Annotated in this window: 8 protein-coding genes; 5 read left to right on the top strand and 3 right to left on the bottom strand. The window is 38.5% G+C overall.

Annotation, left to right across the window (positions count from 1 at the left end):
- Nucleotides 1-52: 52 nt before the first annotated feature.
- Both MTF68_RS10430 and MTF68_RS10425 read right to left on the bottom strand, forming a co-directional pair.
- Entirely contained in the window at nt 53-1,840 is a 1,788-nt protein-coding gene (locus MTF68_RS10430) for a putative 2OG-Fe(II) oxygenase (RefSeq protein ID WP_248462439.1), read from the bottom strand.
- A 55-nt stretch (nt 1,841-1,895) separates the two neighbouring features.
- The gene (locus MTF68_RS10425; RefSeq protein ID WP_248462438.1) at nt 1,896-3,074 is read right to left on the bottom strand and encodes a DUF547 domain-containing protein; all 1,179 of its coding nucleotides are present in this window, start codon (nt 3,072-3,074) and stop codon (nt 1,896-1,898) included.
- Between the two features lie 407 nt (nt 3,075-3,481).
- On the opposite strand from MTF68_RS10425, the gene MTF68_RS10420 reads away from it, so the two are divergent.
- The 3 genes from MTF68_RS10420 to MTF68_RS10410 all read left to right on the top strand — a co-directional run bounded on the left by MTF68_RS10420 (nt 3,482) and on the right by MTF68_RS10410 (nt 8,659).
- On the top strand, nt 3,482-6,274 hold the full coding sequence (locus tag MTF68_RS10420; RefSeq protein ID WP_248462437.1) for a TonB-dependent receptor: 2,793 nt from the start codon (nt 3,482-3,484) through the stop codon (nt 6,272-6,274).
- A gap of 152 nt (nt 6,275-6,426) precedes the next feature.
- Nucleotides 6,427-6,729, top strand: a complete 303-nt coding sequence (locus MTF68_RS10415; protein WP_004585960.1) for an H-NS histone family protein — start codon at nt 6,427-6,429, stop codon at nt 6,727-6,729.
- A 178-nt stretch (nt 6,730-6,907) separates the two neighbouring features.
- Complete coding sequence (locus tag MTF68_RS10410) at nt 6,908-8,659, top strand: DEAD/DEAH box helicase (protein WP_248462436.1); 1,752 nt, start codon at nt 6,908-6,910, stop codon at nt 8,657-8,659.
- 16 nt (nt 8,660-8,675) lie between these two features.
- Here MTF68_RS10410 and MTF68_RS10405 read toward each other — a convergent pair whose 3' ends face one another.
- Nucleotides 8,676-9,011 (bottom strand): ribonuclease E inhibitor RraB, encoded by a 336-nt coding sequence (locus tag MTF68_RS10405; RefSeq protein ID WP_024033700.1) that lies wholly within the window; start codon nt 9,009-9,011, stop codon nt 8,676-8,678.
- Between the two features lie 213 nt (nt 9,012-9,224).
- Between MTF68_RS10405 and MTF68_RS10400 the strand changes: the two genes are divergently transcribed.
- Together MTF68_RS10400 and MTF68_RS10395 are read left to right on the top strand one after the other, a co-directional pair.
- Nucleotides 9,225-10,952, top strand: coding sequence for an autotransporter assembly complex family protein (locus MTF68_RS10400; RefSeq protein ID WP_248462435.1), 1,728 nt, complete (start codon nt 9,225-9,227; stop codon nt 10,950-10,952).
- On the top strand, nt 10,952-14,635 hold the full coding sequence (locus MTF68_RS10395) for a translocation/assembly module TamB domain-containing protein (RefSeq protein ID WP_248462434.1): 3,684 nt from the start codon (nt 10,952-10,954) through the stop codon (nt 14,633-14,635). The genes MTF68_RS10400 and MTF68_RS10395 overlap by 1 nt, the downstream gene beginning before the upstream one ends.
- Nucleotides 14,636-14,651 lie beyond the last annotated feature (16 nt).

Here is a 14,651-nt window from a genome sequence, read left to right as displayed (position 1 = left end):
TCAGAAAACTCTTCTGGAAGTATAAAGCCATCAGCTAATACTGGATTTTAATCTAAAGTATAGGCATAACATCGCATGGAACAGTTAAACGTGGCTGTGTACTTTTTAAAGGATATGTACCGTGCCATATATAGCTAGGAAATATAATCATTTGACCTGTTTTAGGGCAAATACTTCGCGCTATATCTTCTCTTTCTTTAAGGTTTAAACACGTTTCCCCTAGTTTTAACCAGCCACTTTTATTAGTGTCATTTTCATTTAATTCCTTGGGGAGAGAAATATAACTTGGTGCCGATAACCAGCCAGCAGGGTGTATATGGTTTGCATGAAACCCTTTGTTACCTAACTTGACTGACCAACTTCCATTCACTTTAAATGCATTATTATTTCTTGAACACAGAGGGTGTTTTTGGTCTTTTGGCAGATTAGCTAAATAGCTTGTTATGCAATTATTCATAGAATGCTTAAAGTCGCTTATTAGCTTGTTACTTCTAAATAAGAGATGCCCCTCTGTTTGGGTACCACTTCTTACACTTTGATCAATCAATTGTGTACTGTGTGCGTGTAAATTGAGTAATAGGTCAGTTAAATTTTCTAAAAATTGTCCGCTAGTGCTATACCCTTTTGGTTTTTGAAGCTCAAAAACTTTTACGTATTGATCGTAATTCGTCAGCCAATAATATTTATCGTTAGCTGATAAGCGCCACGCGGTGCTTAAGTAAGCCCAAACTTCTTGATTAAAGTAATCGTATTTTAAAGCACTTTCTAATTGTCTAATTGCTTCTATGTAGTCTCCATTTAATATAAGGTAGTGTGCTAAATCTATTCGGTACCTGCTTTCATGAGGTACTTTTTTAACTAATTGATTCAATAAATTAAAAGCTTTTTCATGGTCATTAAGTTTTCCTAATACCACGCTATGCGCATGAACTATTGCATGATCATTCGGAAATAGTTTTAATGCATTAGTTGAAACATCTAAGGCAGACTCATAGCTATCAGATTTAATAAGCTGTGATATAAAAGAATGTTCAATTACAGGGTGAGGTTCGTACTTCTGCTTTACTAATTTATAGCTACTTAAAAACAATTTTTTGTTTTTCGTTGAGTAGTAAAGTTTATTAAGGCTTTCATGTGCAGGAACATAATAAGGCGCAATTGCTAAGCATTTATTTAAATAGCGTTCACACTGTTGGATATTATTTAAATCTTTATAAATACAGCCTATTAAAAATAATATTTCTGGTTTGGTACTTTCCTTTTTTTCTATATTTAGTAGTAAACCTAAAGCCTCATTAAAGCGTCCCATACTCCTTAAATTACAGGCTCTTTTATAGCTTATATAAAAGTTATTCTGCTGTGCTTCAGGAAGCGTATTAATAATATTCTCAATTATATCTAACTCACCTAACGCCTCATGTAGCTCTATTTTCAACCATAGAAACCTAAACCCTAAATTAGTTGGTGTACTTATTAATTTCACTAATCTTTTAGCTTCAAGTAAGTGATTTAATTTTATTAATGCTTCTAGTTTATTTAAGGAGAGCTTAACTGAAACGGTTGTTGCTATTGTGTTTAATAGATTTAAACAACTCATAAAATCGCCCAGCTTACAAAGTAGTCCGGTATAGTTTTCTAGTAATGAAGTACTTGTAGGGTTATTTTTTAGTGCGCATTGATATATTTCAATGGCTTTATCATTTTTATTCAAAGCAGTTAAGCTAGCTGCTTTTAGTAAATGGGCGTCTAGATTTGAAAGTTTAAATTCATCAATTATATCAAGAGATTTTTGGAAGTTTTTTGTATTGTACGCAGTAAGAGCAGCTTTAAAGTTCTGCATATAAATTACATCCTGTTTATTTTTATATTAACAGGATGTAAAATACATTTGAATTTTAATTTTCGCTTTTATCAGTCGATAAGTCTTTAATGTTGACTGTACCCGAATTCTGCTCATTTTTTAGTTTTAATGCTTTTAATTTTTCAATTTGATCAGCAGAAAACCGACCAAAATCCATTGTTTTATTGGTGATTGAGTCAGAAATAAAGTTGAGGTTTACAGCTCCAACACCAGAGCCACTTCCATCGGCGCCCTTTGGATAAGTAGAGTTACTTACTACCGCATTAAGCATAGCTGCGTTATTAGTTGCTGAAGAGCCGCCGATAACTCTCTCAGTTCCAAATATATCTGTAATGCTCCAATCTTCAATTTTAAACCTTATCGACTTAGCATTTTTTACGTCGTATCGCATACTTGTATCTACATATTTTTCTAGGTGGTAATGCAGATCACTCTCGAAATTTTCAAATAAAGGTTTTGTTTGCTCGAAATATTTTGAGACGTAAAGTTTATTTTTTTTCCCAATGTATAAACCTCTGTTGGAATTAACAAATTCGTCACCATTATCTTCAAGCTGATGAAATACCTTTTTGCCGGAGTATGCTTCGGCTCTTAAATTAGGACTGCCAATATTACCCTGGTAAAAGCCATACATAACAATAGGCTTATTAGTGAATTTTTTAAAAACTATTTTTTGAATATCATTTAGAGACAATGCATGTCCTGAGACATATAAAAACTTTTCTTCTAAAATGCTATTTTTACCAAAGAGTAACTTTTCAGTGTCTCTAACAGGGTAGTGTTTGAGTAGTTGTTCAACTACTGCGGTGTTGTAAAGGTTTAGCCAATAAGCCAACTGTTCATTTAGTGATAAGTTATTTAAAGCTATCTCATTGGGTAAGCTTTCTAGGCTTATACGTATTTTATTAAATCCTTCACTTATTTCAGACTTACTAACTTCTTCAAAGAAAAACCTGTTAGCTTCGTTTTTTGTATTTTTCTTTCTTGACGAACGCATTTTTGTGCCAATCAACGCTTGCGATTTAGACGCTTTTTTTCTATCCGAACGGCCAGTATCTAAAACGGTCAATTTTAGAAGTTGGTCCAAATCGTCGTAAGAGACGGTAATATCATTATTGATACTAAAATCAGCAAACTCCTTATGTAAGCCTTCAACACCTGCAAAAGCAAAACCGCTAGTGGTAAGGCAAAGTAGTAATAGCCATTTATACATTTTTTTTTCCTTTCTAATTAGATTAATTATTCAAAGTACAAATTTCACTCTAAATACATTTTATACACTTAATGCAAACAAGGTGAAACTAATTGTTAACTAAGGTTGGTTTTTATCGTTGGTTTTTGTTGGTTTGCCGTAGTGTTTTTTAAGTCTATGCGAGAGGCCTGAATTCAGCAATAATGTATATTTCGCAATAGTGATAAAATAGGTACGTGTAAACGGAATGAAAACGCAAGCTTTTGTAAATAAAAGGTATTTTTGGTTATCGCTTTGTTGACCTTGTGCTTGAAATGATATTAATATTTGCGAGCTGGTTAATTTTAAGTATTAGCTAGGTGTATAAAAATAAACTATTAGAAGTATTCAGGGAGAATCACATGTTAAATAATAAAGTTTCAAAGGCAGTGCGCTTAGCAATTGCTTTTGGTGCAGCATCTGCAGCTGCGTTTTCAGCAAGTTCATTTGCTGCAGAAGAGGGTGTTGCTAAAGTAGAACGTATTCAAGTAACTGGTTCACGTATTAAGCGTACAGACGTAGAGACACCAGTACCTGTTACTATCATCGGTAGAACTGATATAGAGCAAATGGGTGCATTGAACGTAGCTGACGTTTTAAACCAATCACCTGTTGCTATTGCTGGTGCAGATCAATCTAACTCTTCATTCAGTACTTCTGGCGTAGGTTTAAACACAACTTCACTGAGAAACTTAGGTGAAGCGCGCACTTTAGTATTGGTCAACGGCCGACGTTTTGTATCTGGCCGTTCGCCTTCAAGTGGTTATGCCGTTGATTTAAATGCCATTCCTGCCTCAATGATTGAGCGTATCGAAATCTTAAAAAGTGCTTCTTCGGCTATATATGGTACAGATGCTGTAGCCGGTGTAGTAAATATTATCACTCGTGACAACGTAGAGGGTGTGGAAGTTAATGCTCAAACTGGTATATCAGGCGAAGGCGATCGCGAAAAGTACTCGCTAAACTTGACCGCCGGTAACAGTTGGGATTCTGGTAACGTAACCGTTGCTATTGGTTATGATGATGACAAAGGTCTAAAACCTTCTGACCGTGCATTTTCTGAGTTTGATGAAGCGATACTACTTGATGAAAATGGTAACGAGTATGTAGGGAAGGTATTCTCTTCGTATACTCCTCAAGGTAGAGTAGGCTCATATAATGCTGATGGCACCCCTTATACAGGGCTTGAAGGTGGTGATGCGTTTAACAGAGCGGATTATCGACAGCTTGTCACGCCTCTTGAAAGAAAGTACGCTGCCCTTAACATCAAGCAAGAAATTAATGATGAAGTTGAATTTTTTGCTGAAATGAACTGGAATTCATCAAAAACTTATAACTCGACTATTGAGCCAACACCATTTTCTACTAATGATGTATTCTTACCAGAGCGTGGCGGAGAAGGTGGGATAAAACTAAGTAATCCTATGGTTCCGGAGTTACTTCGTGAAAATCTTCTTAATGACGGTTATGGACTAGATGATAACATTCCTGAGCTAGTTCGCCGTATGGTTGAGTTCGGTGCTCGTTCTACTGATTTAGAGCGTGATACTGTTCGAATTGCGACTGGTATAGATTGGATGATCAATGATGACTGGTCATTAAATACATATGTATCTTGGGGTAAAACGGATCAACGTCAAGACAGTGGTGGCCAAGTTAACATTGAAAGAGCAGCACAAGCTTTTGATGTAGTGCAAAACGACGATGGTTCACTTCAATGTGCAAATGACCTAGCTGTTTTACAAGGTTGTGTGCCTTTAAATTTATTTGGTGAGGGTTCTGTTTCAGCAGAGGCTGTTGATTACGTTAAAGTACCTGCCAAAATTGCTGGCCAAACTGAGCAATTTATAGTTTCAGCTTCTTTAGTTGGTGAGTTACCTGTTGAACTTGCAGGCGGTCGAATTGGGGTAGCTATGGGGGCTGAACATCGCCTAGAAAGTGGTTTCTTTAACCCTGGTGATTTAGCCCAAACTGGTGCGTCAAGTACTAACCGCTCACTACCAACTGATGGTAGTTACTACTCTAACGATTACTATGTAGAAACAATATTACCTATTTTAGATAATCTTGAGCTTGACTTAGCTGCTCGCTATTCAGATCACGAAATTGTTGGTGGTCAAACAACATGGAATGCGGGTATTCAATATTCACCAATTGATACATTGAAATTTAGAGCTTCAGCAGCAACAGCTATACGTACACCAAACATTGCTGATTTATTTGGTGGAAGAGGCGAAACTTTTGCTAATGTTACTGATCCATGTAGCGGTGTAACGGCTTCTTCGACAGGTAATGTAGCTCAGAACTGTTTATCAATTCCTGAGATTGCAGCTCGCGTTGCTGCAAATGGCTCGTTTGAATTAACACAAACAGAAGCACAAAGCACTGGTGGTTTCATTGGTGGTAATGAAGAAGTTCAAGAAGAAACTGCAGACACATATAGCTTAGGTGTTGTGTGGCAAGCAACTGAAGAGTTTGCTTTAACAGTTGATTACTATGATATCTCTGTGGAAGATGCTATTTCAACGACAAGTCGTACTACAGTACTAAATCGTTGTTTTGATGTAAGTGCTGCTGACTTTGATTCAACTTGTGGTGGAAATTCTTTACGTGACCAAAATGGTGCTTTAGTTGAAGTTAACTCAGGAACAAGTAACGAAAATAATATTGAAACTGCTGGTGTAGATATTGAATTAGCGTACAAGATTGATACTGAGCATGGTGAATTTGGTGCAAATCTGATTTGGAATCACCTGATAAAATATGATGAAACAGGAATCATAAGTGGTGAAACAGTTGAAAAAGCCGGTCAAGTATTCACACCAGATAACAGAGCTAATCTTAACTTAAGCTACGGCCTAGAAGATTTAAACCTTTCGTGGCGTATGCGTTACTGGGATCGTTCAAAGGATAGTGTTGATGGAGGTAACTTCAACTACACAGACTTTACTCCTCTAGAGAAGTATAACGAATTCCCATCAGTTGTTTATCACGATATTTCAGCGGGCTATAGCTTCTCTGATAGTACAAATGTGACATTAACTGTTCGTAACTTATTTGATAAGCAACCACCAGTTGCTAACCAAAGCTCTTCTAGCGGTGGTACAGGTATTAATACAGTTTCTGAAGCATATGATGTAACTGGTAGATACTTACAATTAAGTCTAACTACTAAGTTTTAATTAGTTATTAAATATTAAAGCCGTGATTTTAATCACGGCTTTTTTTTAAACTCTAAAAAGTAGCTAATACTTTCTTCTCGTAGCCTATTTTCTATTTTAGGCTTATACTAAAAAGGAATTAAAATCTAACCCTATAATTTAGCGAGATATAAATGAAAGAAGTTCGATCTTTTATTAAAACAGCATCATTAACTGAGCTAGAAAAAGCACAACAATTAATCACTGATGCGATTGCAAAATATACTGAGCAGCTACAAGCTAAACAGGAAGTGTTGGATCTTTTAAAAGAAAAAGGACTTACGTTAGAAGATTTACAAGACGGTACTGCAGATAAACGTACTAAAGTAAAAGCTAAGTATCGTATTGAAGTAGATGGCGAAGTGATTGAATGGACCGGTCGTGGTCGTCGCCCTAAAGCGTTTGAAGGTGTTGATTTACAAAAGCACTTAGCTTAATAAAGTAACAGAGAAGCCACGGCTTCTCTTTTTAATGGCGTATAACTTAATAACTAAACCTTAGGCTAAGGCTTACGCTTTGTACGCGAGATTTAATTGGCCAAAACTTACCTTAAACTCCCCGCAGTCGCTTAGTATTTGTTAAACTGCATTTCTGGTTATTCTATTTACTATTTTCATGAGCTATAAATTAAGGCCGTATCAGCAAGAGGCCGTAGAGCGCACCGTTTTACATTTTCGAAAAACAAATGATCCTGCCGTGATTGTACTGCCTACCGGTGCGGGTAAAAGCCTTGTTATTGCAGAGCTTGCGCGAATTGCTAAGCAAAAAATTTTGGTGCTTGCACATGTTAAAGAGTTGGTAGAACAAAACGCACAAAAATATAAAAGTTTTGGTTTAGAAGCGAGTATATTTTCAGCAGGGTTAAAAGAAAAATCACTCAGCCACCAAGTTACCTTTGCCAGTGTTCAGTCTTTATCGCGTAATTTAAATAAATTAAATGAGCATTATTCTTTGCTTATTATTGATGAGTGCCACAGAGTAAATGGTGATAAAAAAAGTCAATATGGAAAGGTTATAAATACGCTCAAAGAATATAATCCTCAGTTAAAAGTATTGGGTTTAACGGCCACACCTTATAGATTAGGAATGGGGTGGATATACCATCATCATTACCATGGTTTTGTAAAAGGTAATAAAGAAAGTCCATTTAAAAACTGTATATTTGAATTACCGCTCAGGTATATGATCAAACATAATTACTTAACGCCGCCAAATGAAGTGGACGCGGCAATTAGTCATTATGATTTTTCGTCCTTGGCTACTAATGCGTTTGGTCAATATACGACTGATGACATGAATGCGCTTTTAAAAAATAGCGAGCGCGCAACGCAAGCTATACTGAAGCAGGTAATACAATACAGTGAAACCCGCCAAGGCGTGATGATATTTGCGGCAACGGTGATGCACGCGCAAGAAATTTTAACTTATTTACCCGCAGAGCAAAGTGCCCTTATAACTGGCGATACCCCAAATGCAGAACGCGATAAATTAATAAATCAATTTAAACAAAAAAACATAAAATACCTCGTTAATATTTCTGTTTTAACTACCGGATTTGATGCGCCGCATGTCGATTTTATCGCTATTTTACGCCCCACCGAATCGGTTAGCTTATACCAGCAAATTGTTGGCCGTGGGCTTAGGCTAAATGAAGGAAAAGCAGACTGCTTAGTTATAGATTACGCAGGCAACGGCTTTGATTTATTTCACCCTGAAGTGGGCGATAAAAAAGGTGATAGCGATAATGAGCCCGTTCAAGTGCTTTGCCCTGGGTGTGGGTTTGCAAATATTTTTTGGGGAAAAACCGATGCTGATGGCAAAGTAGTTGAGCATTTTGGCAGGCGCTGCCAAGGTTTATTAGAAGATGACGAAGGCCATAAAGAGCAATGCGATTATCGGTTTAGGTTTAAAGAGTGCGAACAATGCGGCGCTCAAAACGATATAGCAGCTCGTAAATGCCATGATTGCGGCGCAGTAATGGCCGACCCCGACGACAAGCTACGTAACGCCCTTAATTTAAAAGATGCGTTAGTACTGCGTTGTAGTGGGTTATCAGTGGTAAAACTTAAAGATGATTTAATTAAAATAACCTACTTTGATGAAGATGGTGCAAGTTGCGATGAGGTCTATAACCTTGCTAGTAAAGGCGGGCAGTATATTTTTAATAAACAGTTTGGTAAACGCCTAGGGCAGGGGCAAGCGCCTGTCGAATTTAAAAGTGCTGAGCAGGTTATTAAGGCACAGTTTGATTTAGTGCCCCCCGATTTTGTTATCGCGCGTAAAAGTAAAAAGTATGGCTGGAAGGTATCTGATAAATTATTTGATTACTCTGGCAGCTTTAGAAAAGCTAATCAGTTAAGCGGCTAAGCTTAACTGATTTTTGTTAAGCGGCGTCTTCGTCCATTAAACCCCAGCCATCGCCATAGCCATTGTAACTATTAGCAATACTTTCAAGGTATTGCTCTGCTTGGCCAAGCAATGTGTGCTCTGGCACCATTTGTACATGAGTAATCACTTCCCACACGCCAGTGTCTTTACACTTTTCAACGTTTGCGCTTTGTACTAATGCATCAGAGATTATTTCTTTGGCAAATTTTTCAGCATCAGCTTGTTGTTCAAATAAAATGAAAAAATCGATTTGGTGCATTTTGCTTAAATCAACGCCAGCAGCGGCTATTTCGGCTAAAAGTTGGCCGTTATCATCATCAGGGAATTGCATTAAAAACTCATTTAAAATTAATTTTGTATTCGTAGCCACTATTGTAACCAAAATATTGCTTTAAAGCGTATTAATTTTAACTTTATAGGCTTTAAAAGGGAGTGTAATTTGGTGCAAGATTACCATTAAGTTAATGTGTTGCTCATTATGGCTATGGTAGTATGCAACTCATTAGTGGTTAAATTTTAAAGAATAAAAAGTAAGGATATTTACTTGTTCAAACAGTTATTACGTTTTGTGTTTTTTTTAGCTTTTTTTATAAGCACTCAAGCCAGCGCTGAGCAAAGGGTAATTGAAGATTACGAAATTAAAGGGATTAGTGGCGAGTTAGAAAGTAACGTTGAGCTCTATTTAAAACAACTGGTTGGCGAAAAACCCACCAGAACCTTGCGCCGCTATGCTAAAAAACAAGTGCAAAGCAGTATTAAAGCGCTGGGGTATTACAACCCAATGGTAGACATTGAGTTTGATAAAGACGACAAAGAGCTTATCGTTAAAGTAGAGCGCGGCCCTGCAACGCGCATAGAAGCTATTAATATAACGCTTAATGGTGAGGGTAAAAACGACTCGCAATTACAAAACGTTATTAAAAACTTAAATTTAACCCAGGGCGATGTTCTTAATCATGGCAGGTACGACTCAGCTCATAAAAAAATAGAGTCAATGCTATTAGAGTTAGGCTATTTTGATGCTAAATGGCCGGCCCGAAAGCTTGCTGTATCAGTGCAAAAAAACAGTGCCGTTATTACATTTAATATAGATACCGGCGTGCGCTACACGTATGGCAATATAATCATTGCCAGCGAAACCCCCGCAGAAAAATACATTCGTTCACTTGCACCTTTTACCCAAGGGCAAGCTTATAAAGCCACACAAATTGCCGATTATAACCTTGAGCTCTCAAGCACACCGTATTTTGCAAGCGTGCGTATTTATGCCGATATACCAGCCAGAGCCAACGGACAAGTGCCTATAAATATTGATGTGCTACACAAACCTGCTAATAGCTACGAAGTAGGCGGTGGCTTTAATACCGAGCTGGGCCCGAAAGTGCGTTTTAAATGGAGTAAACCCTGGATCACAGAAGACGGGCATTATCTGGAAAGCAATTTAAATGTAGCTGAGAAACAGCAAGATATTTCTATGGCGTACACCATTCCGGTAGATGACCCTAACGACGATTTATGGCGTTTATCAGTGGGTTACAAGTTAGAAGATGAACTTGCCGATGACATATACAGTGAAATACTGACCGGCCAACTGCAGCGTCAATGGTTAACTGAAGATAAATGGGTACGCACGGCCTTTTTACGTCGAGACCAAGAAACATACCGCATTGGTGATGAACCAGAAGAAAGCACCGAAATGCTTATGCCCGGTATTAGCTATGCCCGTAAAAAGTCAAAAGGAGGCACAACGCCTTATTGGGGTGAGCAGTGGCTAATTTCGGCTGAGTTTGGTTTAGATGATGTACTTTCAACCACAAACTTAGTGCGGGTGCAGCTGCAGCATGCGTGGCTGCGAACCTATTTAGATAAACACTTAGTTTTTTTAAAAGCAAACGTGGGCGCCATGCTGGTCGATAATATTGAAAACGTACCTTACTCGCTGCGCTTTTATGCCGGTGGTGATCAAAGTGTACGTGGTTTTGCTTATCAGTCTATTTCACCTGAAGATGAAGACGGTGATTTAATTGGTGGTAAATACTTACTAACCAGTACTATTGAATACAATTACCAATTTGCACAAAATTGGCGCGCAGCTTTATTTGTTGATGGCGGTACTGCCACAAATGACTTTTCGGACGACTTTGAAGTGGGCGCAGGTTTTGGCTTTCGTTATTTAACACCCATTGGCCCCGTAAAAGTAGACCATGCATGGGGGCTTACTAAAGAAAGTAAAAGCACACGTTTAAGCATTACCATAGGGCCAGAAATTTAATGTCAGTATTTAAAAAAATATCCGCCGCCGTCATCGGCGTTTTAATCACGCTTGCCGTTATTATATTTTGTTTGTTATTTACTGCGCCCGGTAATCAATTTATTGCTTATAGTGCCAATAAAATGGTGGACGGCTTACATATCGAGATTAAAAAAGGGCGCTTTTTATATAACAACCCGTTTAATGTGAGCTTTAAAAACCAAAGTACAGATTTTAAAGCGCAGCAGCTTAAAATAGATTTATTTTGGTGGCAGTGCGATGGCCTATGTATTGAAAATGTAAGTGCGCGGTCAATCAAACTTGCCCTTGGCAATGCACCCGAAGCCACACAACAGAGCACCTCAGAGCCATTAACTAAAATTACGTTTCCCTTTAATATTGCCGTTAAAAATGTAGCAATAAACAAATTTGTATTAAATCATCCCAGTGCTGATGTAACCGTAAATAACTTTACCCTTGCAGCGAAAGCTGAGGATGCAACCTTAGCATTAAAAAGCCTAACTATTAGTGATGTATTGGTAAAGCTTAAAGAGCAACCCGCCTCATCTAATCAAGCAGCGGCTAATCAAGGCCAGGCGCTAACAGCGCTACCTGCGTTACCAGATATAGAATTTACATCGCCCCTTAATTTACGGGTAGAGCAGTTTGACGTTAAAAAGGTGGATATTGAGCAAGGTGAGCAAACTCACACAATCGAAAATATAGCGCTTGTATTAAATGTAGAAGATGAAAAAGTTAACTTACAAACGCTTAGCGCGCAGTACCAACAATGGCAATTAAATACAGAGTTAACTAGTGAGCTTGCAGGTAATTTACCAATAAACGCTAAAGTAGCGCTAAACAGCGACTTGCACCAAGCGAATTTAGCGTTAAGTGGTGATCTATCTGATTTAAATATAAATTTACACACGACTGGTCAGTACCCATTAAATTTAACGGCAACGGCTAATTTAAAACAAAAAAATTATCCGTTTGAACTTACCGGTAAAGTTGAGCAATGGTTGATTGACGCTCAAAGTAACGAGCTAAAAGTAAATAATGTTGATTTATCAGCCTCGGGTAATGCGGATGATTACACGCTAAGTTTAAAGGCGCATAGCCAATTAGGTGCCTATCCAGCTGTAGTATTAAACACGCAATTAAACGGCTCGCTTAGCCAAGCGCAGCTAAGTACCTTAAGTCTAAAAGCAAACGACAGTAGTGCAATATTTAAAGGTAATGTTAATTGGCAAAAGGGCATACAAGCCGACTTTACCGGTTCGTTAAATAGCTTAAAAGCGCAATACTTAACAGATGCGCTTACAAGTAATATTTCTGGCCAGCTAGAAGGGCGCTTTAATAGCGAAGGGCAAAACTGGCACTTGCAAATGGATAATACACAACTTGCAGGTACACTGAACCAAACACCGCTTGAATTTGCCTCAAACTTTACACTTAACAATACGCTAAAAGCCAACATAGACAGCTTATATTTAAGTAGCGGTGCCAATAAACTAACCTTGAGCGGGCAAGTTGACGACACCTGGCAGGTTGACGGAAAAGTAACACTTACCGGAAATGAGCAAACTAATCTGCCATTCGTTGCAAAAGGTAAGGCCGATTTAAAAGTTAGAGGACCCCGTTTAACCCCCGCCGTTGATTTATCGTTATTACTCGATAACTTTATTTATAACGACATAAACGTTAACAAACTCGCCCTTAACGGTCAGCTCGATACAGCCGCAGATTGGCAAACCGATGTGAGCTTAAACGTAGGCTCAGCAATGGTTGCTGATCAGGTAATTAATAGTGTTGAGCTAACTGCCACTGGCGATAAAACCGACCATCAGCTGGTGGCCGCCATAGATGCAGAGCAAGGCGCTGCTGAGCTTGAAGTAACCGGTAAGCTCAATAATGACGTGTGGAATGGCTCGCTCAGTAACATAACGCTAAGTGACAAAAAGCTTAGCTTTAGTAATAGTAAAAAAATTGCGGTGATGTTTAATACCCAAACCAGCGATTTTGATGTGAGTGCGCATTGCTGGCGCTCAAACAAAAGTGAGCTATGTATTAACACCCTTGCGCAAACTAAAAACTTGGGCCAATTTAATGCCACGCTGCGCAATTTAGCGCTTGAAGAGCTTAAACACTTTTTACCAGATAACATGCGTACGCGTGGCGATATAAGCGGCGACTTTGCTGCAAATTGGAACGAGGGCGCATTAAAAACACTTCGCGCTAATTTAAATGCGCACGACCTTGTTGCTGTTCTTACCTCTGAGGAAGACCGGTTTAGATTACCCATCGAAACGCTAAAAGTCAGTGCCTACACTGATTCACAAACGGGTAAACTAGAGGCCGATTTACGCTCAAGTGTGCTAGGTAAAATAGCCACCGAGATTAATATTGATGATATTCAAAATCAGCAAACATTAAACGGTCACCTTAATATAGATAAAATATTGCTATCAGACTTACATCCATTTCTCGAAACCCTTGAGCAATTAAAAGGCGATATTACAGGTAACGTGGCAGTTGCCGGCACCTTGCAAGACCCTCTATTAAATGGTGAGCTAAATGTCAGTGATATCAATTTAGAAGGTGAGCAGTTGCCGGTGGTGTTACAAAAATCTAATGTAAACATTTTATTTGATAAAACCACCGCCACAATTAAAGGTAATTTAAACGACACCCAAGGCGGTAAAATCAACCTAACCGGCGACGTAGATTGGCAAGACGCCCAGCCTGAGGTAAATGTAAGCGTTAACGGCGAGCAGTTTTTTGTACGCGCGCAGCAAGGCGTGACGTTTAAAGTATCGCCTGATTTAACTATTGGACTTGCAAATAATGCATTAAAGCTGTCTGGCGAAGTGATTGTGCCTTATGGCAGGGTAATGATTGAAGAGCTGCCAGAGGGCGCCGTTCAAGTGAGCGACGATGAGATTATTGTTGATCAACAAACTGAAACAGCAGAAAACGTGCCGTTTGATTACGATGTAAATTTAAAAGTGATTGTTAAAAACGATGTAAAAATAGAATCGTTTGGTCTTGAGTCGAAAATAGCGGGCGATTTAGCCATCAAAATGAGCCAGGGCGCCCCTATAATTGCTACTGGTGAGCTAAATTTAATTGATGGTACGTATTTAGCTTTTGGCCAAGATTTAATTATTAGTACTGGGCAAATAGGGTTTAGTGGCTCAATTGAGCAACCATTTTTAAATATTAAAGCCATACGTAATCCAGACACCACAGCAAACGATGTTGTGGCAGGTGTTACGCTTACTGGTAACGTTGAGCAACCTACCTTAAAAGTATTTTCTGAGCCAGCAATGGATCAAGCACAAGCGCTGGCCTATTTACTCAATGGGCAGCCGCTAGGCGAGGGCGACAGTTCAAGCGATGCTATGCTTACTCAGTTATTGCTCTCACAAGGGGTGAGCCGCAGTGAAGGCGTTGTATCTAAAGTTGGCGAAACCATTGGTTTATCTGATGTAAGCTTAAGTTCAACGGGCTCTGGCGATAACACTAAGCTTGAAATATCTGGCTATGTAGCGCCTAGCTTACAAGTTAAATACAGAGTAGGGGTATTTGACTCGCTCAGCGAGGTCGCTATTCGCTATCAGCTGCTTTCGCAATTTTATGTAGAGATCACCAGTGGTTTAAATCAAAATGTTGATTTACTCTACAAATTTGATTGGGACTAAATAGGCAGTATAAGGA

Origin of the sequence: Pseudoalteromonas sp. 2CM37A (assembly GCF_023161885.1) — a bacterium.
Taxonomy (GTDB): Bacteria; Pseudomonadota; Gammaproteobacteria; order Enterobacterales; family Alteromonadaceae; genus Pseudoalteromonas; species Pseudoalteromonas atlantica.
Note: the sequence above shows the minus strand (reverse complement) of the source record. Positions and strands in the feature narration are given on the sequence as shown.

What these genes read in the sequence shown, in the direction of transcription:
- MTF68_RS10425 (WP_248462438.1), bottom strand. Translation starts at nt 3,074, where the DNA reads ATGTATAAATGGCTATTACTACTTTGCCTTACCACTAGCGGTTTTGCT.
- MTF68_RS10410 (WP_248462436.1), top strand. Translation starts at nt 6,908, where the DNA reads ATGAGCTATAAATTAAGGCCGTATCAGCAAGAGGCCGTAGAGCGCACC.
- MTF68_RS10395 (WP_248462434.1), top strand. Translation starts at nt 10,952, where the DNA reads ATGTCAGTATTTAAAAAAATATCCGCCGCCGTCATCGGCGTTTTAATC.
- MTF68_RS10415 (WP_004585960.1), top strand. Translation starts at nt 6,427, where the DNA reads ATGAAAGAAGTTCGATCTTTTATTAAAACAGCATCATTAACTGAGCTA.
- MTF68_RS10405 (WP_024033700.1), bottom strand. Translation starts at nt 9,011, where the DNA reads ATGCAATTCCCTGATGATGATAACGGCCAACTTTTAGCCGAAATAGCC.
- MTF68_RS10430 (WP_248462439.1), bottom strand. Translation starts at nt 1,840, where the DNA reads ATGCAGAACTTTAAAGCTGCTCTTACTGCGTACAATACAAAAAACTTC.